Source organism: Billgrantia ethanolica (assembly GCF_021404305.1).
In the GTDB taxonomy this organism is placed as follows: domain Bacteria; phylum Pseudomonadota; class Gammaproteobacteria; order Pseudomonadales; family Halomonadaceae; genus Halomonas; species Halomonas ethanolica.
Map to the genome: position 1 here is coordinate 146,790 of NZ_JABFTX010000004.1, position 19,767 is coordinate 166,556.

Here is a 19,767-nt window from a genome sequence, read left to right on the forward strand (position 1 = left end):
CCGGGCCCTATTCCGCCCCCGCCAACGTCTGGCCGAGAAACGTGAACGCCAGTGCCTGCATATGGGCGCGCTGGCGGTTGTCGGCCGCACCACCGTGGCCGCCTTCGATGTTTTCGTAGTAGAGCACCCGATGCCCCTGCTCGCTCATGCGCGCCATCATCTTGCGCGCGTGGCCGGGGTGGACGCGGTCGTCGCGGGTGCTGGTCATCAGCAGCATGGGCGGGTAATCCGCCTCGGGATCGAGGTTGTGGTAGGGCGAGACATCGCGCAGGAACTCCCAGTCGTCGCTCTCTGGGTCGCCGTACTCGGCCATCCACGAGGCGCCGGCCAGCAGCAAGTGATAGCGGCGCATGTCGAGCAGCGGCACCTGGCACACCACGGCGCCGAGCAGCTGCGGGTAGCGGGTGAGCATATTGCCCACCAGCAGGCCGCCGTTGGAACCGCCCTGGATGCCCAGCCGCCGTGCTGAGGTGACGCCGCGTTCGATGAGATCCTCTGCCACCGCGGCGAAGTCCTCGAATGCCTTGTGGCGTTTCTCGCGCAGCGCCGCCTGGTGCCAGCGCGGGCCGTACTCGCCGCCGCCGCGGATGTTGGCCACCACGTAGACGCCGCCCTGGCTGAGCCAGGCGCGCCCCACCCCGGGGCTGTAGCCGGGCAGCAGCGGCACCTCGAAGCCGCCGTAGCCGTAGAGCAGAGTCGGATGCTCGCCGCTGGGCTCGAGATCGCGCTTCGCCACCTGGAAGTAGGGAATCGGCGTGCCGTCGCGGCTGGTGGCGAAGTGCTGGGTCACCTCGAGCCCCTCGGCGTCGAACAGCGCCGGCGCCTGCTTGAGCGTCTCGAGCCCCTCGCCGACCCGACCGTGCAGCAGCGTGGTGGGTGTGAGGTAGTCGCTGACGATGACGAACACCTCGTCGCTCTCCTCGTCGTCCACCGCGCTCACGCTGACGCTGCCCAGCGTCGGCACGCCCGCCAGCGGCTCGGGCTGCCACTGGCCTTCGCTCGGGGTGAGCACGTAGAGTCGGTGCTTGACGTCGTCGAGCACGTTGAGGATCAGGTAGCGGCGGGTCCAGGTGACATCGGAGAGCGAGGTGCGTTCGGTGGGGGTGAACAGTACGCGCAGCTCGCGTTCGCCGCCCATGAAGGCGTCGAAGTCGGCGATCAGCAGCGCGCCGGCGGGATGGGTGGTGCCCGCCACCTCCCAGGGCTCGCGCAGCTCGATCATCAGCCACTCGCGGTGCACCTGCTTGTGGGCAGAATTGGGCACCTCGATACGGGTGAGGCTGCCGTCGGCCTGGCGCAGATAGAGCTCGTTGTCGTAGAAGGCCCGGGCGCGGCTGACGAAGTCGCGCTCGAAGCCGGGGGTGGAGTCGTGCGCGGCGCCTACGGCCATGTCGTCGGGCTCGGCCTCGAACACCGCCTCGGCGTCGGCCATCGGCGTGCCGCGCCGCCACTGCTTGACGATGCGCGGGTAGCCGGAGCGGGTCATCGAGCCTTCGCCGAAGTCGGTCTGGACGTAGACCGTGTCGCGGTCGATCCAGCCCAGGCCGCCCTTGGCCTCGGGGCGGTAGAAGCCCGCTTCGACCCAGCGCTTCTCGACCAGGTCGAACTCGCGGGTGACGTCGGCATCGGCACCGCCGCGGGAGAGCGACACCAGGCAGTGGCGCCAGGGCGCGTCGGGCGATTCGGGGCGCAGGCAGTGGGCATCGTGCCATACCCAGTTCTCGCCCTCCTCGGCGTTGAGCGCGTCGAGGTCGATCAGCACCTCCCACTCGGGCCGCGCCTTGCGGTACTCCTCGAGCGTGGTACGTCGCCACAGCCCACGGGGGTGGTCGCGGTCCTGCCAGAAGTTGTAGAAGTGCTCGCCGCGCTTGACCACGAAGGGGATGCGGTCGTCGGCCTCGAGGATCGCCTGCAGGTCGTCGCGCAGCGCGGCGAAGCCCGGCGCATCGGCGAGCCTGGCCTGGCTCTCGGCATTGCGCTGCTCGACCCAGGCCAGGGCGCGTTCGCCCTCGACCTCTTCCAGCCACAGGTACGGGTCGTGCTCGTCGAAGGGGGCAGCCATGCGGGTCTCCTGGTGGGCAGTCGTTTTGCCCACCAAGCTAGCCCGCTATGGCCAGGGACTCAATGTAAACGGCATGACAGATGGCGATCAGCGCTCGAAGATCACCGTGCGACTGGCATGCAGGAAGACTCGGCGCTCCACGTGCAGGGCCACCGCCCGAGCCAGAGTCAGGCATTCGATGTCGCGGCCCTTGGCGACCAGGTCCTCCGGGTAGTCGGCATGACTGACCGGCTCGACGCCCTGGGTGATGATCGGCCCCTCGTCGAGGTCGTCGTTGATGTAGTGGGCGGTGGCGCCGACCAGCTTGACGCCCTTGTCGTAGGCCTGATGGTAAGGGCGCGCGCCCTTGAAGCCGGGCAGCAGCGAGTGATGGATGTTGATCGCCCGGCCGGAGAGCCGGGTGCACATCTCGCTCGACAGTACCTGCATGTAGCGCGCCAGGATCACCAGCTCGGCGCCGCTCTCCTCCACCACCCGCCACACCTGGGCCTCCTGCTCGGCCTTGGTCTCGGCGGTGATCGGGAAATGGTGATAGGGGATGCCGTGCCACTCCGCCAGCGACGCCAGGTCGGGATGGTTGGAGACGATGGCGCGGATGTCGATGGGCAACTGCCCGGTACGGTAGCGATAGAGCAGGTCGTTGAGGCAGTGGTCGGCCTTGGAGACCATAATCACCACCGGCATCAGCCGCCCCGGCGGCGTCAGCTCGAAGCGCATGTCGAACTCGGCGGCCCGCTCGGCGAAGCCCGCCTGGAAGGTGTCGGCGTCGAAGCCGGCCTCCTCGGGGCGAAACTCGGTGCGGATGAAGAATTGGCCGCTCAGGCGGTCGTCGAAGGATTGCTGCTCGGTGATGTAGCAGCGCCGCTCCTTGAGGAAGCGGGTCACCACGTCCACGGTGCCCAGGCGGCTGGGGCACTGCGCGGCCATGATCCAGATGTCGTCGTGTCGCTTCATGCTGCTCCCTCCGGCGCTCCGGCGGCGAGTGGAAAAAGGGCCGGGGACACCCCGGCCAAGCGCGCCTGGCAAACGCGATGTCGTGTCACCGCTCCACGCCGATGGCATACTCGGCGCCGGCGTCCAGCAGCCAACGATAGCAGTAGTCGGAGAAGCTGCGGCGCAGCACCAGTTCCCAGCGGGTTTCCGTGGGGCGGCGCAGGATCAGGTTGGTCTTGGCGAACACCGCGGTCACGCCCTTGCCCACCGGGAAGGCCTCGGGGTGCACGTCGCTGGGCGTCGACTTCATCAGCAGCTCACGTGCCTTCTCGCCCGACAGCTCAATGAGCGTCTGGCCACCGCTGACGTTGACGATGGCGTAGTGGGCATCGCCCAGGGCGTTGCGCAGCTCGCCCTCCAGCTCGAACTCTTCGCCACCGGGTACGATCAACAGCCACTCGTCGGGCGAGAGCCACTGGATCGACCGCGCGCCATCCTCGCTGTGGCTGAGGGTGTTGGGCCGCGCCGGCAGGCCGAAGCCGAGCACCGCGCGCACCGCTTCGTCGAGCACGATGGCGCCGCCGCGCAGGATCAGATGACCGAGCATGGCCCGCTCGCGCAGCACCACGCGGCTCTTGGCGCTGGGGGCCGGAGCCCCCGCACGCTGGTAGGAGTAGGCCAGCGGCGATTCCACCGGGATGTTGGCTTCGGTGCGGGTATCGAAGGTACGGGCCTTGGCAACGACAGGGTTAGACATTCTGGCGCTCTCCCTTGGGATCGACGAAGATCGGGCTGACGATTTCGGCCTCATGGACCTGGCCGTCGGCCATGGGCAGGTAGACGGTCTCACCTATCTTCTGCTGACCGCCCTTGACCACGGCCAGGGCGAAGCCTGAGTCCAGGGTCGGGCTGTAGTAGCTCGAGGTCACGTGGCCCGCCATCGGCATGGGAATGGCGTGCTTCGGGTCGAAGACGATCTGCGCGCCCTCCTCCAGCACCACCTTCGGGTCCTTGGGCTTGAGACCGACCAACTGCTTGCGGTCCGTGCGGCGGGTGTCGCTGCGCGTCAGCGCGCGCTTGCCGATCCACGAGTACGGCTTGTCGTAGCCCACGCACCACTGCATGCCCAGGTCTTCCGGCGTCACCGAGCCGTCGGTGTCCTGACCGACGATGATGAAGCCCTTCTCCGCGCGCAGCACGTGCATGGTCTCGGTGCCGTAAGGCGTGAGACCGTACTTCTCGCCGTGGCTGAACAGCGCCTTCCACACGTGCATGGCGTAGTTGGCCTGGACGTTGATCTCGTAGGTCAGCTCGCCGGTGAAGGAGATGCGGAACACCCGCGCCGGTACCCCGGCGACCTTGCCTTCGCGCCAGTCCATGAACTTGAACGTGTCGCGGTCGAGATCGATGTCGGTGATCTCGGCCAGCAGGTTACGCGCCTCGGGTCCGGTGATCGTCATGGTCGCCCAGTGATCAGTCACCGAGGTGAAGGTCACGTTGAGCTCGGGCCATTCGGTCTGGTGCCACAGTTCCAGCCACTCCAGCACCGCGGCGGCGCCGCCGGTGGTGGTGGTCATCAGGAAGTGGTTGTCGGCCAGGCAGCTGGTCACGCCGTCGTCGGTGACCATGCCGTCGTCCTTGCACATCAGCCCGTAGCGGCACTTGCCGACGGCCAGCTTCTCCCACTTGTTGGTGTAGACGCGACCCAGGAACTCGCGCGCGTCGGGGCCCTGGATGTCGATCTTGCCGAGAGTCGAGGCATCGAGGATGCCGACCTTCTCGCGCACCGCGCGGCACTCGCGGGCTACCGCCTCCGCCATGCTCTCGCGCTCGCCGTTGGCCGACCCGGGGCGTACTTGTGGAAAGTACCAGGGGCGCTTCCACTGGCCGACATCCTCGAACTCGGCGCCATTCTCCACGTGCCACTGGTGCAGTGCGGTGTAGCGCTCGGGGTCGAACAGGTCGCGGCAGTGGCGGCCGGCGATGGCGCCGAAGGTGACCGGGGTGTAGTTGGGGCGGAACACCGTGGTGCCCACCTCGGGAATCGTCTTGCCCAGGCAGCGTGCGGCGATGGCCATGCCGTTGATGTTACCGAGCTTGCCCTGGTCGGTACCGAAGCCCATGGCGGTGTAGCGCTTGACGTGCTCGATGGACTCGAAGCCTTCGCGCGTCGCCAGCTCGATGCCCCCGGCGGTGACGTCGTTCTGCAGATCGACGAACTGCTTGGGCGCACGCAGGGTCGGCTTCTCGTGAGGCACCTGATACAGCGCACAGGCCGGCCCTTCGCGGCGGGCGTCGACCTGCGGCAGCTCGACCGCCTTGGCCGATTGCCCCAGTGCTTCCAGCGACTGGGCGGCCATGGCCACGCCATCGGCCATGCCTGCGGCCAGGTCGTGGATGCCACGGGCGCTACCGGCAGCATGTACGCCTTTCACCAGGCTGGGCACGAAGCCGAGGATCTCTTCGTTCCAGGTCGGCCGCGCACCGGTGTGCGAGGCCAGATGGATCACCGGGCTGTAACCGCCGGAGCTGGCGATGGTGTCGCAAGCCAGGGTCTCGGCCTGGCCGGTGACCTTGAAGGCGTCGAGGTCGATCTTGGCCACGCGGGCCGCGCTGACGCGCTTCTCGCCCTTGGCCTCGATCACCGCGCTGCCGGTGATGATACGAATGCCCTTGGCCTTGGCGGCGTCGATCCAGTCGCCCTGCGGATTGGCACGGGCGTCGACGATGGCCACCACCTCACGCCCCGCTTCGACCCAGTCGAGCGCGGCGCGATAGGCGTGATCGTTGCTGGTGGAGAGCACCAGCTTGTTGCCCGGCACCACGCCGTAGCGGCGGATGTAGGTGGACACCGCGCCGGCCAGCAGGTTGCCCGGCACGTCGTTGTTGGCGTAGACCAGCGGACGCTCGTGGGCGCCGGTGGCCAGCAGCACCTGACCGGCACGCACACGGTGCATGCGCGAACGCACGCCACGATGGCCGTCGACCAGCGGTGCCGTCTCGCCCAGGTGCTCCGTGCGTCGCTCGTGCAGCGTGACGAAATGGTGGTCGTGGTAGCCGTTGGCGGTGGTGCGGGGCAGCAGCGTGACGTTGTCCAGCCCGGCAAGCTCCTCCAGCACGCGCTCCGCCCACTTGGCGGCCGGCTGCTGGTCGAGCAGTTCACGGCTGTCGAGCAGCGAACCGCCCATCTCTTCCTGCTCGTCGGCCAGGATCACCCGCGCGCCGCTGCGGGCTGCGGTCAGCGCCGCCGCCAGGCCGGCGGGGCCGGCGCCGATCACCAGCAGGTCGCAGTGCTGGTTGAGGTGATCGTAGCTGTCCGGATCGGCTTCCATGGGGCTACGGCCCAGACCTGCGCCCTTGCGGATGTACTTCTCGTAGGTCATCCACATGGAGGCCGGTGCCATGAAGGTCTTGTAGTAGAAGCCCGGCGGCATGAAGCGCCCGCCCAGCTTGCCCACCAGACTCATGACGTCGCGCTGTACGTTCGGCCAGCCGTTGGTGCTGCGCGCCACGAGGCCGTCGAACAGCGCCTGCTGGGTGGCACGCACGTTGGGCACCTGGGCGGCTTCGGTGCTGCCCAACTGGACCAGCGCGTTGGGCTCCTCGGCGCCGGCGGCAACGATGCCACGCGGGCGCGAGTACTTGAAGCTGCGGTTGACGATATCCACGCCGTTGGCCAGCAACGCCGAGGCCAGGGTGTCACCGGCATGGCCCTGATAGTGCTGGCCGTTGAAGGTGAAGCCGAGCTTGCGCGAGCGATCGATACGCCCGCCCTCGTTGAGACGATTCGGCTGTGTCACGGACTTGCTCATGCCTGCTCCCCCTTGACCGCTTCTACCGCAGCGTTGCTGGCGCCCACGGTCTGTTGTCCGCCGCCGGCCACCTGCACGTTGCCTTGGATTTCGCCACTCGCCAGGCTCTCGGCGGTGATACGGGGCCGCTCACCCATCTTGTAGGTTTCGAGAATCTCGTAGGTCACGGTATTGCGCGTGACGTTGAAGAACTTGCGACAACCGACGGCGTGCACCCACATTTCGTGGTGGATGCCGCGCGGGTTGTCACGGAAGAACAGGTAGTCGCCCCACTCCTCGTCGCTGCAGGCTTCGGGGTCCTTGGGGCGGACGATGTGTGCCTGGCCCTTGGGACGAAACTCCTCTTCCTCGCGATGCTCCTCGCAGTAGGGGCAGTAGATCAGAAACATGGGTATGCCTCCTTAGTGAGCAACGCCGGCCGCACCGTGCTCGTCGACGAGAGCACCGGTATGGAAACGGTCGATGGAGAACGGAGCCGCAAGCGGGTGAGCCTGGTTCTTGGCCAGGGTCCAGGCGAACACATGACCCGAGCCCGGCGTGGCCTTGAAGCCACCGGTACCCCAGCCACAGTTGAAGAACAGGCCCTTCACCGGCGTGGCCGAGAGAATCGGGCAGGCGTCCGGGCAGGTGTCGACGATGCCGCCCCACTGGCGGTTCATGCGCACCCGCGAGAAGATCGGGAACATCTCGACGATGGCCTGCAGGGTGTGCTCGATGGTGGGGTAGCTGCCGCGCTGGCCGTAACCGTTGTAGCCGTCGATGCCCGCGCCGATGACCAGGTCGCCCTTGTCGGTCTGGCTGATGTAGCCGTGCACGTGGTTGGACATCACCACGGTGTCGAGCACCGGCTTGAGCGGCTCGGAAACCAGCGCCTGCAGCGGATGCGACTCCAGCGGCAGGCGGAAACCGGCCATCTTCGCCAGTACGCCGGAGTTGCCCGCCGCCACGCAGCCGACGGTCTTGGCTTCGATGTCGCCGCGGTTGGTGTGCACGCCGTAGACCCGGCCATCGCGGATCTTGAAGCCGGTGACCTCGGTGTTCTGCAGCAGGTCGACGCCCAGCGCGTCGGCGGCGCGGGCGAAGCCCCAGGCCACGGCATCGTGACGCGCCACGCCGGCGCGCGGCTGCCAGGAGGCACCGAGGATCGGATAGCGGGCGTTCTTCGAGCAGTCCATGATCGGCACGATCTCCTGGATCTGCTCGGGAGTGAGCACCTCACCGTCGATACCGTTGAGGCGGTTGGCGTTGACCCGGCGCTGGATGTCGCGCATGTCCTGCAGGGTGTGGCCGAGGTTCATGACCCCACGCTGGGAAAACATCACGTTGTAGTTGAGATCCTGGGAGAGCCCCTCCCACAGCTTCATGGCGTGCTCGTAGAGCGCCGCGGCTTCGTCCCACAGGTAGTTGGAGCGCACGATGGTGGTGTTGCGCGCGGTGTTGCCGCCGCCCAGCCAGCCCTTCTCGACCACCGCCACGTTCTTGATGCCGTGCTCCTTGGCCAGGTAGTAGGCGGTGGCCAGGCCGTGGCCGCCGCCGCCGACGATGATCACGTCGTACTGCTTCTTGGGGGTGGGGTTGCGCCACTGGCGCTCCCAGTTCTCGTGGTGACTGAGGGCGTGCTTGGCCAGCCCGAATCCTGAATAGCGTTGCATCTCGTCTCTCCTCGACCGGCCCCGCCGAGGGGGCCGATTTCATACATTCAGGCGGTGGCGGTTTCTTCTACCGCGGCCGGAGCGGCGCCGTAGACCGGGTGGCGCTCGCACAGCTCGGCGACCTTGGCGCGCACCTCGTCCTCCACGGCATCGGTGTTGCCCTGCTCGGCCAGCACGTCGAGGATGTCGCAGATCCAGCCGGCCAGGGCCTCGCAGTCGGCCACGTCGAAGCCACGCGAGGTTACCGCCGGGGTGCCGATACGCAGGCCGGACGTCACGAACGGGCTCTGCGGGTCGTTGGGCACGGCATTCTTGTTGACGGTGATGTGGGCCCGGCCCAGCGCCGCATCGGCGTCTTTGCCGGTCACGCCCTGGCGAATCAGCGAGACCAGGAAGAGATGGTCGTCGGTGCCGCCGGACACCACGTCGTAGCCGCGCTCGACGAATACCGTGGCCATGGCGCGGGCGTTGTCGATCACGCGCTGCTGGTACTGCACGAAAGCCTGGTTCATGGCCTCCTTGAAGGCCACCGCCTTGGCCGCGATCACGTGCATCAGCGGACCGCCCTGCTGGCCGGGGAACACCGCACCGTTGAGCTTCTTGTACAGTTCCGCATCGCCATGGGCGGAGAGGATCAGGCCGCCGCGCGGACCGCGCAGGGTCTTGTGGGTGGTGGTGGTGACCACGTGGGCATGGGGAATCGGGCTGGGGTAGAGACCGGCGGCAACCAGGCCCGCCACATGAGCCATGTCCACCATCAGCCAGGCACCGACCTCATCGGCGATGTTGCGGAAGCGGCGCCAGTCGACCACACGGGAGTAGGCAGAGAAGCCGGCAATGATCAGCTTGGGCTTGTGGCTGCGTGCCAGCCGCTCGACTTCCTCGTAGTCTATCTCGCCGGTCTCGGGATTCAGGCCGTACTGCACCGCGTGGTAGTGCTTGCCGGAGAAGTTGGGCGCCGCACCGTGAGTCAGGTGGCCGCCGTGGGCCAGGCTCATGCCGAGCACGGTGTCGCCGGGCTTTACCAAGGCCATGAAGGCGGCGGCGTTGGCCTGGGCACCGGAGTGGGGCTGCACGTTGGCGTAGTCGGCGCCGAACAAGTCGCAGGCACGCTCGATGGCGAGCTTCTCGACCACGTCGACGTGCTCGCAGCCGCCGTAGTAGCGCTTGCCCGGGTAGCCCTCGGCGTACTTGTTGGTCAACTGGGTGCCCTGGGCCTCCATTACGGCCCGGCTGGCGTAGTTCTCAGAGGCGATCAGCTCGACATGGGCCTCCTGGCGGGCCACTTCGTCGGCAATGGCGGCGGCAACCTGAGAATCGAATGCGGCGAGACCAACCTGATTCATGACTGACTCCTGTTGTTGTCTGCTATCTGTTGTCTGGTATCGGCAGGGCTTGCCTCGAATCTATCGGCTACCTGCCCAGGTGAAAAATTTGAAATCCTTATGCTTGGATTAAAGGCAACCGGGAGCAGGAAAGATTGAACGAATGCGACAGGCTTGCTGAATGTCCGAGTCGGGCCGGCCGCCCTGGCATATTGGCTCGGACTGATGGAGCACGCGCCGAGGAGGTGCGCTCAAAGCCGCATGAGGCGGACGAGTGGAGCAGGCCGGCTCAGAGCGCCGGACGGCCCTCGACGTGCAGGAAGAAGGGATCGACCCGGGCGCCTCCCGGCTCGCCGACGCTCTTGCGCATTTCCGACGGCGTCATGCCGAAGGCGCTGCGAAAGTGGCGCGAGAAGTGGGCGGTATCGGCGAAGCCGCAGCGCTCACCGATTTCGGTGATGCTCTTGCCGGTGTAGTGCAACAGCCACACGCCGTAGCGCAGGCGCAGGTCGCGGGAGAACTTCTGCGGGCTGACGCCGAGCGTCTCCTTGAAACGGCGCTCCAGATTACGGCGTGAGGTGCCGACCCGCTCGGCCAGCACCTCCATGGAGATCATCTCCCCCAGGTGCTGCTCGAGCAGCGCAATGGCCTTGCGCACCACGCGATCCTCGATCTTGCCGAACACCACCGGCTGGGGCTGGGGGTGAACTCCCGTTCGCGCCTCGTCGAGCAGCATGATATGAAGACTCTTCATCGCCCACGCCTTGCCCAGGTGACGCTCGATCAGATAGGCAGCCAGGTCCGCTCCCGCCGCACCGCCGGCACAGGTGAGGCGGTCGCCGTCGTCGATGAACAGACGATCGGCGACGGGCTCGATGGCCGGGAAACGCTGGATCATGTCACGGTGGTGATACCAGCTCACGCAGCAACGGCGGCCCTTCATCAGACCCGCCTGAATCAGCGCAAAGACCCCGGTGCACAGCCCGACCAGCGGCACCCCGGCATCCGCCGAGCGACGCAGATAGGCCAGCGCCGTGGAGTCCACGCGGTCGCGCTCGTCCAGCACCCCGCCGATCACCACGATGTAATCGAAGCTCGCCGGATCGCGGAAGGGCTCGCAGGGCGAGATCGCCGCCCCGCAGCTGGAAGTGGCCTGCTCCCCCGTGCTGGTCATGAAGGTCCAGTGGCAGCGCAGCTGGCGGCTGCGGTCACCCTCGTCGGCGGCCAGGCGCAGGCAGTCGACGAAGGCGGCAAACGGCAGCAGCGTGAAGCGGTGCAGCAGGACGAAGCCGACCGAGAGGGGCTCGCCCCTGAGAGGAAGATTCATGACAACTCCTGCATCGCGAAGGGCACCGGGGGACGAACCAAGCCCGTCGCCTCGACTCTATCGGATTTCACGTGGCAGGCAAGGGGCAGCGCCGTGAACCCGGACCAACGTCTCCGACAATGAGCCGGAGACGTTGGCAGTCTCAGGAGAGTCGCTGGCTTAAGGAAAACTGCCGCGCCATGAGAGAGACGCCGACATAACAAACTGACGAGGCCACGCATCCTGTCAGCGGCCCGATCAGCCAACCTACATCGGCGAACAGCATCATGTAGCCGCTGGTAAAGAACCCCACCAGCATGGCGATGAGAGCGCCCCAGGCACTGCCTTGCCAGAAAGTGGAGATGAATACCGGCCCGATCATACTGGCTAAGAGGGTGCCGGAGCCCAGAATACCCAGCCAGGAGAGCATAAATGGCGGGGCGTAGAGCATCATCAACAGGGCTAGCAGCCCGAGAGCCACCACTGCGGCCCGGTTGATCGCCAAGGCCAGGCGTTCGCTGGAGACCGGCCCAAACAGCGAGAGACGCAGGTCATGCGAGGTCGCCGAGGCTACCGTGTGGAGCAACGAGTTGGCCGTGGATTTCATGGCAAAAATGATGAAGAGCGTAATGATGCCCTGAATGGCCGGATGCATGAACTGCTCGAGATAGACCGGCATGGCCATGTCAGGGTCGGCCAAATCCGGTACGTGCATGCGAACGTAGAGCCCGACGATGGGGATCAGGCTTAGCAACGCTCCGAGAATGGCGACGTAGACGCCTACCTTGTGTAGTTTGACGTCAGGCCTCATGGCCAAGAAGCGGATCGCCATATAGGGCAGGACGGCAGCAAACAGGAAAGCGTACGGCAGCACCAGGAAAACGTTCGCGATGGAGTCGCCATAGTGTGCACCCGTCGTAGGGTTGAGCAGCTCAGGGTCGATGGCGTTCAGCGAAGCTTCCCAAGTGCCAAGATCCACAGAGGTCAGAATCTGTACGAGGATGATGACGGCGGCCAGCGCCATGCCGCAGACCATGACGGTATCGGTCCAGGCGACGGCTGCCAAGCCGCCGAGCATGGTGTAGACGATGATCACCGACACCATCAAGAAAGCACTTTGGTTGAGCTCAATCCCCAGCCAGCTGGCCCCCAGCAGCCCTACCGCCTTGATTTGGCTGGTCAAGAACACGAGTAGCAGCAGGATGGTAATGAAAGCAGCCACACCCTGCAGCATCCGCCCCATCGAACCGCCACCGTGGCGCTGGGCGATATACTCAGGGATGGTATTGCTGCCCATTTCAATGGCACGGCGCTGCAGGAAGCGTGCGAAGTAAAGCACGGCTATCATCATTGCAGGAGCGAAGAAAAAATTGCCAAGCACCTCGATGGCACCAAACTGATAGGTTACACCGGGGGAACCCATGAAACCCCAGCCGCTGAAGCCGGTTGCGACGATGGTCCCTGCCGCCACGAAGGCACCCAGCGAGCGGCCCGCTACCAAGAAGCCACCCTCATCGCTCTTGTTCATGTAGCGCGATGAGAGATAGCCCAGATAGATCAGCAGGCCGAAGGTTAGAAAAAGCAGGCCCCAATTGAACAACTTGTAAGCGTCCACGGCTATCTCCTCAATGAGCTATTGCTTGAATTTCGCTTGAGTTCTCTTCGGAGATAGACCGCACCTGAATGTATAAGCATATAGCAGGTCAGCACCAGAAAGGTGCTCAGTACCCAGGAATTCATTTGCACACCTCTTTGTTCTTGGTTTGGCTCACGACGCGGCCTTGCGTGTTGCCGCACTCGGCATCAACAAGTTATTTTACTCACTGAAAGCCGACCAATTTGAATGCACAATGCGTTCATAAAAGATCAAAATGGCAACGCAATGACCAACATCCCCACCGACCTTCTGCGCACCTTCGTCACCATCAAGGATCTGGGTGGCTTTACCAGCGCGGGTGAATTTCTTGGCCGCTCACAGCCGGCAATCAGCCTGCAGATCAAGAAGCTGGAAGAAATACTGAATACGAAGATATTCCTGCGGGGGGCAAGCCTGGAACTGACCGAGGATGGCGAATACCTCTACGAAGCCGCGCGCCAGATGCTGGAGATCAACGACCAGATCATCGCCAAGGTCAGAGGGGAGAATGTCTCTGGAAAGGTCAGGCTTGGCATTCCCAACGATTTCGAGCTGGCCTTCCTGCCCAAGGCACTGAGAAATCTTTCACGTGTCTATCCCAACATCATCGTGGAAGTCGACTGTGAAATCAGCAAGGTGATACTCCAGCGGTATCAGAAAGGACATTACGACATTGCCTTGGCCATGGAGCACGCCAAGGAGAACGACGACCGGGACGCCCGAGATTATCGGCTCGAGACGCTGGAGTGGGTTTACAAGGACAGTCGGCTCATCAATGGCTATGACGAGCCTATTCCGCTGATCGCCTATCCGCAGGGCTGCGTCTATCGCGCCATCATGGAAGAGTCGCTTCAGAGCCAACGCCACCCTTTCCGCTTCATGTACACGAGCACCAGCTTGTTAGGGATCTTTTCTGCCGTGGAAGAGGGGCTGGGGATCACGGCGATGGCCAGGTCGGTCATTCCCGAACATTTGAAGCATGCCTCGAGTTCGAAGAGCCTTCCCGAGCTGGGCCAGGTATGCATCGGCCTTTACTACAAGGAGCGCGAGCTGAACGTGGCGTCGCGGCATGTACTCGATTTTCTTCGCTCTGGCATCGCTAATATAGGATAAAGTTTCGGCCGTTATGCCCTACCGAATGTTCGGCGGAGGCGCCGAATTGGCCCGATAGCCGAGTGACACGGCTATCGGGCCTCGCTTTCGCGGTAACTCAGGTTGGTCGTGAACGGTAACCGATCGAGCCGGCGTCATCGTTGATCCTGGCTTTGAACTCACCGTCACTTTCGACGTCGAGCTGTACGCTGGGGTCGGGATCGTTCACCGCCTTTTCCAGCTCCTTGATCGCCCTGTCCCGACTGAGCAGTCGCCTTATCGTATTGACGATCATCAACAGGATGACGATGGAAAAGGGGAAGGCGCCGATGATGGTGCCGGTCTGGACCGTATCGACAACGCCGCTGCCGCCCAGGGTCAACAGCACGGTGGCTACCGCACCGATGCTGGCCACCAGGACGACGCGGAACCAGGCCCCTGCCCGTTTCGGCGCCGAGACGAAGTCGGCCAGCGCATAGGTGCCGGCATCCAGCGAGGTTACGTAGTAGGTCGCCACCAGCACCGTCGCCACCACCAGCAGCAAACCGCCAACGACAGGGATCGATTCCAGCATGACGAACAGGCCACTGGCAACGTTCTCGTTCACCGCTGCTGAAAGCCCGCGCCCCGTCAGGTCATCGTAATAGATGGCAGCGGAGCCGAGTACGCCGATCCACACCATGACGATCAGGGAGGGAATAATGGTGACCCCGATCACGAACTCGCGCAGCGTCCGGCCGCGGGAGATGCGCGCAATGAAGCCGGCAACGAAGGGTGAGAAGGCAATGACCCAGCACCAGATGAACACCGTCCACCAGCCGTTCCAGCTCTCCTGCCACGAGGTCAAGGGCTGGGCGGTACTGGGGGCATCCGTCCAGAAGCTCATCGGAATGAAATTGGTGAAGTAGGAGCCGAACGTCTGGGTGACGTTGGAAATGATGAACAGCGTGGGGCCGAAGACGAAGGCGGCCACCACCAGCACGACGCTGAGCACCGAGTTCGTTTCGCTGATCATACGCATCCCCCGGCTGATGCCAAAGAAGGCCGAGACTGCCGCAGCGGTACCCAGCCCGACGATGACGAACAGCCAGACCCCGGGGCTCGAGGTCACTCCGGTAAAGGACGTGAGGCCAGAAGTGAACTGCATCGCCGCAAAGGCAAAGGAGGTGGAAAGGCCGAGGATCGTGGCCATGATGGCCAGTAGCTCCACCACCACGCCGGCGCCGCCGCGCGCCCACTGGGGCAGGATATCGACGGTCGCTTCACGAAACGTCAGCGTCTTGCCCAGGTTGTGATGCGAATAGGCCAGGCAGACCGCCACCACACAGTACATGGCCCATGCCGTGAAGCCCCAGTGGAAATAGGCCCAGACGAGCCCACCCCCCGCTTCGTTCCCCGCCAACCCCTGGACGACCGGACTTTCGTCACGCAGCATGATGGGCTGCGCCACCGACCAGAAGATCAGCCCGATACCTTGGCCGCAGGCGAAGAGCATCGAGTACCAGGCAAAATTGCTGTACTCCGGCTTGGCCTTCGGGCCACCGAGTCGCACCCGTGCGCCGATCTTGCTGAACGCCAGCCAGGCGCATACCGCCACGGCAAACAGCGAGTACAGAATGAATAGCCAGGTAAAGCCGCCGGTGACGAAGGTGCGCAGGTCGTAGATGACGGCTGCCACGCTGTCGGGCCGGCTGAGCACCATGACGATGAGCGCCGCGATCGCCAGCGGGGGCGTGAACTGGATGAACAGCCTTCCGATGGGGGGCAGATCTCGCCCGGTGAAGCGGGGTATCGCAACGGGTTCGAGAGGATCCTTGTTGCCACCCGGATTCCTGAGTGGGGGTTTGCTGTTTGACACGGTTCTCTACCTCACTGTTATTGTAATTGCCGGTTCATGGCGAGTGCGTCTGCCACAAGCGCCTGTGGACAAGTTCAGCCAAAATGGCTGGCGATCCCCGAGATGCACTCATCGAGAATGATCTCGCCTTTCTCGGCGGTCGCCGGCAGTGGGGATGAAAGCGTTCCAGAGGCTGCTACCCAAGAAGGGTCGGGGGGGAAGACGTCGTAAGGCGGAAAGGTAGCCGGCTCCACGTCCACCGCTTTCGACATGTCGACGAGTTCCGGATGTAGCTTCAACATGATCGAGGTTTCAAGCACCCCGCCATGCTCGACGGCCCAGCCTGAAAAGCCATCTGGAAAAACCTTCTCGATCGTTTCTTCGCTGATGAAGTCCCAATAGGAGAGCAGATAGACCTTGACGTTCACGCCCTCGTTCTTGCACTTCTTCACCAGCTTGTCGGCCGCTTCGCAAAGATACATGGAGTTCTCGAAGTGACCGTTTATCAGAATGAACTCACGGTTTCCGTGATTCACGTAGGCTTGCAGAACATCGAACACATAGCTCTCGAGTGAGCTACCGGAGACACAGGTGGTGCCCGGGAAGAAGTTCCCGCCCCCTGACTTGACCTGCGACTTGTAGCCATAGCTGATAGCGGGTGCCACCAGCATATTGTCGCACCTCTCTGCCACCTTGACGGCAATATGACTGGGTATCAGCACATCGGGATTGAGCGACATGTGGGGACCATGCTGCTCGATGGCACCTACCGGAAGAATTATCTTGCATCGGCCCTTCTCGGTCAGCTCCCGGTAGGACACCCAGTCCAGGTTCTCGATCTTTACGCTCTTCATCTCAATCCCCCAGAAACCTGTTTCCTTTGTCGGAAAAAGGGGAGCCCGGCTCCCCTTTGCTTTCTTCACTTGACGATGTTGTGCTCCGGCCCATACGGGAAGCCGGTGATGTTCTCGGCCCCGTGCTCGTTGACGACGAGAATATCGTGCTCGCGATAGCCACCGGCGCCCGGACGACCTTCCGGCACCATGATCATCGGCTCCATGGAGACCACCATGTTGGGCTCGAGCACGGTCTCGATGTCCTCACGCAGTTCGAGCCCCGCCTCACGGCCGTAGTAGTGGCTCAGGGTGCCGAAGGAGTGGCCGTAGCCGAAGGTGCGATACTGCAGCAGATCGTGCTTGGCGAAGATCTCGTTGAGCTCGTGGGCGATGTCACAGCAGCGCACGCCGGGCTTGATCAGCTCCTGGCCACGACGATGCACCTCACAGTTGACCTCCCACAGACGCAGGTGCTCGTCCGAGGCGTGCTCGCAGAACAGGGTGCGCTCCAGTGCCGTGTAGTAGCCCGAGATCATCGGGAAAGTGTTCAGGCTGAGGATGTCTCCGGGCTGCACGCGGCGGCTGGTCACCGGATTGTGGGCGCCATCGGTGTTGATCCCCGACTGGAACCAGACCCAGGTGTCCATCAGTTCACTATTGGGATAAGTCTTGGCGATCTCGCGCACCATGGCAGCTTGGCCGGCCAGCGCAACCTCGTATTCCGGCACACCAGCCTTGATGGCATCGCGCACGGCCACGCCGCCCACGTCGGCGATGCGCGCGCCCTGGCGGATCAGCGCGATCTCTTCGGCCGACTTGATCATGCGCATCTGCATGGTCGGCACGCCGATATCGGTGAGTTCCACCTCGCCGAGTGCGGAGAGCAGCTTCTGCTGGTTCTGCAGCGTGAGGTGGTCGAACTCGACGCCGACGCACTGCTTGCCTTCACAGAGCTGCTTGACCGCCTTGAAGAAGTTGTCCTTCTGCCAATCGGTGTAGACGACGTTGTCGCCCAGGCGATTGCGCCGATAGGGTTGGCCCCCATCGATGTTGGCGGTAACGGTGGTAAAGCGATCCTGGGTGACGACCAGGCCATAATCGCGCCCGAACTTGCAGTAAAAGAAATCACTGAAATAATTGATATTGTGATACGAGGTCAGCACGACGGCGTCGACGCCATTGGCTGCCATGTAATCCCGAAGACGCCTCAGACGCCCCTGCATTTCGGCATCGGAAAATGTCGGCACGACCTTGTCGCCATTGGGGATCTCGATCAGCGATGGAAGTTGCATCTTGTTGTCTCCTTCGTCTTTTCACGCGACACATGTCGCAGGTTGGGAACCGACCTTTACTGTCACGCCAGGCTCATCGGTAACGTCAAGTTCGCTGAACTGCATGATCGAAAGGCGATATCTGGTTTCTAGGATCTTCACCAGACACATGATGTGATTGAACTCATCGTCTTCGGCCAGGAAGTCGATGCCGAACATGTTGATACCGAGGCAGGCCACTTCGTAGGTTTTATTCACGCGCAGAAACGCGCTGGCGTTGCGCCTCAATTCACCGGCGTCCTGTAACACCATCGAGTCGGAAGCCACTCTCAGTACTAGTCGCCAATGTTTCATTTCCGCGTTCTCCAGCCGTCTGAAATGACTATGGCCAGCGCGACTCGGCAACACCAATGACTAGTGCAAATAGGGCCATTGACGACAGCAATGCCGACAGCGAGGCGCGGCATGCCGCAGCGCGGAGCGAGTGAAAACAGGGCGTGGGAAGGCAAATAGACCGCAGCGGCAGCCTGGCGGCTGCCGGGTCAACGGCGAACGACGGGATAGTACGAGGTTGGGGTCAGCCCCCCGTCATGTTCATGAAGCGCACCACCTGTACGTCGCCGTCGGTGGTGAAGTGATGACGCTCGGGCTTCTTTTGCATGGCGGTGACGATGGTGGCCTTGAGCCGTTCGAGATCGCCGGGGTAGCGGCGCATCACCGCGCGCAGGTCGACGGAGTGCTCGTTGCCCAGGCACAGCAGCAGGCGACCCTCGGCGGTAACGCGTACGCGGTTGCAGGCGGCGCAGAAGTTGTGGCTGTGGGGCGAGATGAAGCCGATACGCGAGTCGCTGTCGGCCATGCGGTAGTAGCGCGAAGGGCCCAGGGTGGTCTCGGTGGTGGGCAGCAGCGTGTGGCGCGTCTCGATGGTGGCGCGCACGTCGTCACTGGAACAGAAGGTCTCGCCGCGGTCGTGGCTCATGTTCTGGCCCAGCGGCATCTCTTCGATGAAGCTGATGTCGACGCCTTCGGCGCGGGCGAATTCCACCAGGTCGAGCACTTCGTCGTCGTTGCGCCCCTTGAGGATCACCGCGTTGAGCTTGATGCGCTCGAAGCCGGCTTCCCGCGCGGCGCGGATGCCGTCGATCACCCTGGCGAGATCGCCGGTGCGGGTCAGGGCGCGAAAGCGCTCGGGATCGAGCGAGTCGAGGCTGACGTTGAGCCGCTTGAGCCCGCCCCGATAGAGGGCGCGGGCATGCTTGACCAGCCCGGCGCCGTTGGTGGTCATGCCGAAGTCGCGCAGGCCCGGCAGTGCGCCGAGTTCGGCCACCAGCTCCTCGATGCCACGACGCACCAGCGGCTCGCCGCCGGTGAGTCGGATCTTCTCCACCCCCAGTTCGACGAAGGCTCGCGACAGCGCAGCGATCTCCTCCAGGGTCAACAGCCTGGCACGGGGCAGGAAGGTCATCTCCTCGGCCATGCAGTAGACGCAGCGGAAGTCGCAGCGGTCGGTGACGGAGAGGCGAACGTAGCGCACGCTGCGGCCGAAGCCGTCGATCAGGCTCATGGGTTTTCCTCGGCGCTTGCCTCGACATGGGCCGGGGCGTCCATCGGTAGGCGGGCGATCAGTTCGCCGACCTGTTCGGCCACCTCGCAGACGGTCTCGTCGTCATAGCTCTGGCCGCGACGCTTGCGAAAGCCCTGCTCGTAGAGCTTGACGTGCTGCGTGGCGGTCACCCCGGCCCGGGCCAGGCAGTGGGTCACGCAGTGCATCTGGCAGCCGTCGATGGCGACGATCGGCCGCCCCGAACGGGCGATGCGTACCAGGCCGGGAACACCACCGCCGACGCCAGAGATGCACGACATCTCGGCCACGCCGGTGTGGTCGAGCCGCACGGCCACGTCGTTGGCCAGCTGCGCCACGTCGGAGCAGCCGGAACAGGAGTAGACCAGGGTGCGAGGTTTGTTCGCGGTTCGGGACATGCAGCCTCCCCTCTTTGCAACACGC

At 64.0% G+C, this 19,767-nt stretch carries 16 protein-coding genes; 1 reads left to right on the top strand and 15 read right to left on the bottom strand.

Going from position 1 to position 19,767, the window contains the following annotated elements; translation table 11 throughout:
• Positions 1–7: 7 nt before the first annotated feature.
• The 9 genes from HOP53_RS17270 to HOP53_RS17310 all read right to left on the bottom strand — a co-directional run bounded on the left by HOP53_RS17270 (position 8) and on the right by HOP53_RS17310 (position 12,705).
• A complete protein-coding gene (locus HOP53_RS17270; protein ID WP_234271186.1) occupies positions 8–2,062 on the bottom strand; it encodes a prolyl oligopeptidase family serine peptidase in 2,055 nt (684 codons plus the stop codon).
• 87 nt (positions 2,063–2,149) lie between these two features.
• Positions 2,150–3,016 carry a formyltetrahydrofolate deformylase gene (gene purU, locus HOP53_RS17275; protein WP_234271187.1) on the bottom strand — a complete coding sequence of 289 codons (867 nt, stop codon included), beginning with the start codon at positions 3,014–3,016 and terminating at the stop codon, positions 2,150–2,152.
• 85 nt (positions 3,017–3,101) lie between these two features.
• On the bottom strand, positions 3,102–3,752 hold the full coding sequence (locus HOP53_RS17280; protein ID WP_234271188.1) for a sarcosine oxidase subunit gamma: 651 nt from the start codon (positions 3,750–3,752) through the stop codon (positions 3,102–3,104).
• On the bottom strand, positions 3,745–6,807 hold the full coding sequence (locus HOP53_RS17285) for a sarcosine oxidase subunit alpha family protein (protein ID WP_234271189.1): 3,063 nt from the start codon (positions 6,805–6,807) through the stop codon (positions 3,745–3,747). The genes HOP53_RS17280 and HOP53_RS17285 overlap by 8 nt, the downstream gene beginning before the upstream one ends.
• Positions 6,804–7,196, bottom strand: coding sequence for a sarcosine oxidase subunit delta (locus HOP53_RS17290; RefSeq protein WP_086510495.1), 393 nt, complete (start codon positions 7,194–7,196; stop codon positions 6,804–6,806). The genes HOP53_RS17285 and HOP53_RS17290 overlap by 4 nt, the downstream gene beginning before the upstream one ends.
• 12 nt (positions 7,197–7,208) lie before the next feature.
• Entirely contained in the window at positions 7,209–8,459 is a 1,251-nt protein-coding gene (locus HOP53_RS17295; protein WP_086510496.1) for a sarcosine oxidase subunit beta family protein, read from the bottom strand.
• A 47-nt stretch (positions 8,460–8,506) separates the two neighbouring features.
• Positions 8,507–9,805 (bottom strand): serine hydroxymethyltransferase, encoded by a 1,299-nt coding sequence (gene glyA, locus HOP53_RS17300; RefSeq protein ID WP_234271190.1) that lies wholly within the window; start codon positions 9,803–9,805, stop codon positions 8,507–8,509.
• Positions 9,806–10,073: 268 nt separating this feature from the next.
• Entirely contained in the window at positions 10,074–11,111 is a 1,038-nt protein-coding gene (locus HOP53_RS17305; RefSeq protein WP_234271191.1) for a GlxA family transcriptional regulator, read from the bottom strand.
• Between the two features lie 142 nt (positions 11,112–11,253).
• Complete coding sequence (locus HOP53_RS17310; protein ID WP_234271192.1) at positions 11,254–12,705, bottom strand: sodium:solute symporter family protein; 1,452 nt, start codon at positions 12,703–12,705, stop codon at positions 11,254–11,256.
• Positions 12,706–12,972: 267 nt separating this feature from the next.
• On the opposite strand from HOP53_RS17310, the gene HOP53_RS17315 reads away from it, so the two are divergent.
• A complete protein-coding gene (locus HOP53_RS17315) occupies positions 12,973–13,839 on the top strand; it encodes a LysR family transcriptional regulator (RefSeq protein ID WP_234271193.1) in 867 nt (288 codons plus the stop codon).
• A gap of 97 nt (positions 13,840–13,936) precedes the next feature.
• Here the strand turns inward: HOP53_RS17315 and HOP53_RS17320 are convergent, their stop codons facing one another.
• The 6 genes from HOP53_RS17320 to HOP53_RS17345 all read right to left on the bottom strand — a co-directional run bounded on the left by HOP53_RS17320 (position 13,937) and on the right by HOP53_RS17345 (position 19,742).
• On the bottom strand, positions 13,937–15,676 hold the full coding sequence (locus HOP53_RS17320; RefSeq protein ID WP_191222864.1) for a BCCT family transporter: 1,740 nt from the start codon (positions 15,674–15,676) through the stop codon (positions 13,937–13,939).
• A gap of 74 nt (positions 15,677–15,750) precedes the next feature.
• A complete protein-coding gene (locus HOP53_RS17325; protein ID WP_234271194.1) occupies positions 15,751–16,509 on the bottom strand; it encodes a creatininase in 759 nt (252 codons plus the stop codon).
• A gap of 65 nt (positions 16,510–16,574) precedes the next feature.
• Complete coding sequence (locus HOP53_RS17330) at positions 16,575–17,783, bottom strand: M24 family metallopeptidase (RefSeq protein WP_234271195.1); 1,209 nt, start codon at positions 17,781–17,783, stop codon at positions 16,575–16,577.
• 21 nt (positions 17,784–17,804) lie between these two features.
• Complete coding sequence (locus HOP53_RS17335) at positions 17,805–18,116, bottom strand: hypothetical protein (RefSeq protein WP_086510504.1); 312 nt, start codon at positions 18,114–18,116, stop codon at positions 17,805–17,807.
• Between the two features lie 223 nt (positions 18,117–18,339).
• The gene (moaA, locus tag HOP53_RS17340; protein WP_234271196.1) at positions 18,340–19,326 is read right to left on the bottom strand and encodes a GTP 3',8-cyclase MoaA; all 987 of its coding nucleotides are present in this window, start codon (positions 19,324–19,326) and stop codon (positions 18,340–18,342) included.
• Positions 19,323–19,742, bottom strand: coding sequence for a putative zinc-binding protein (locus tag HOP53_RS17345; RefSeq protein WP_086510525.1), 420 nt, complete (start codon positions 19,740–19,742; stop codon positions 19,323–19,325). Before HOP53_RS17345 ends, moaA begins: the two co-directional genes overlap by 4 nt.
• Positions 19,743–19,767: the final 25 nt, after the last annotated feature.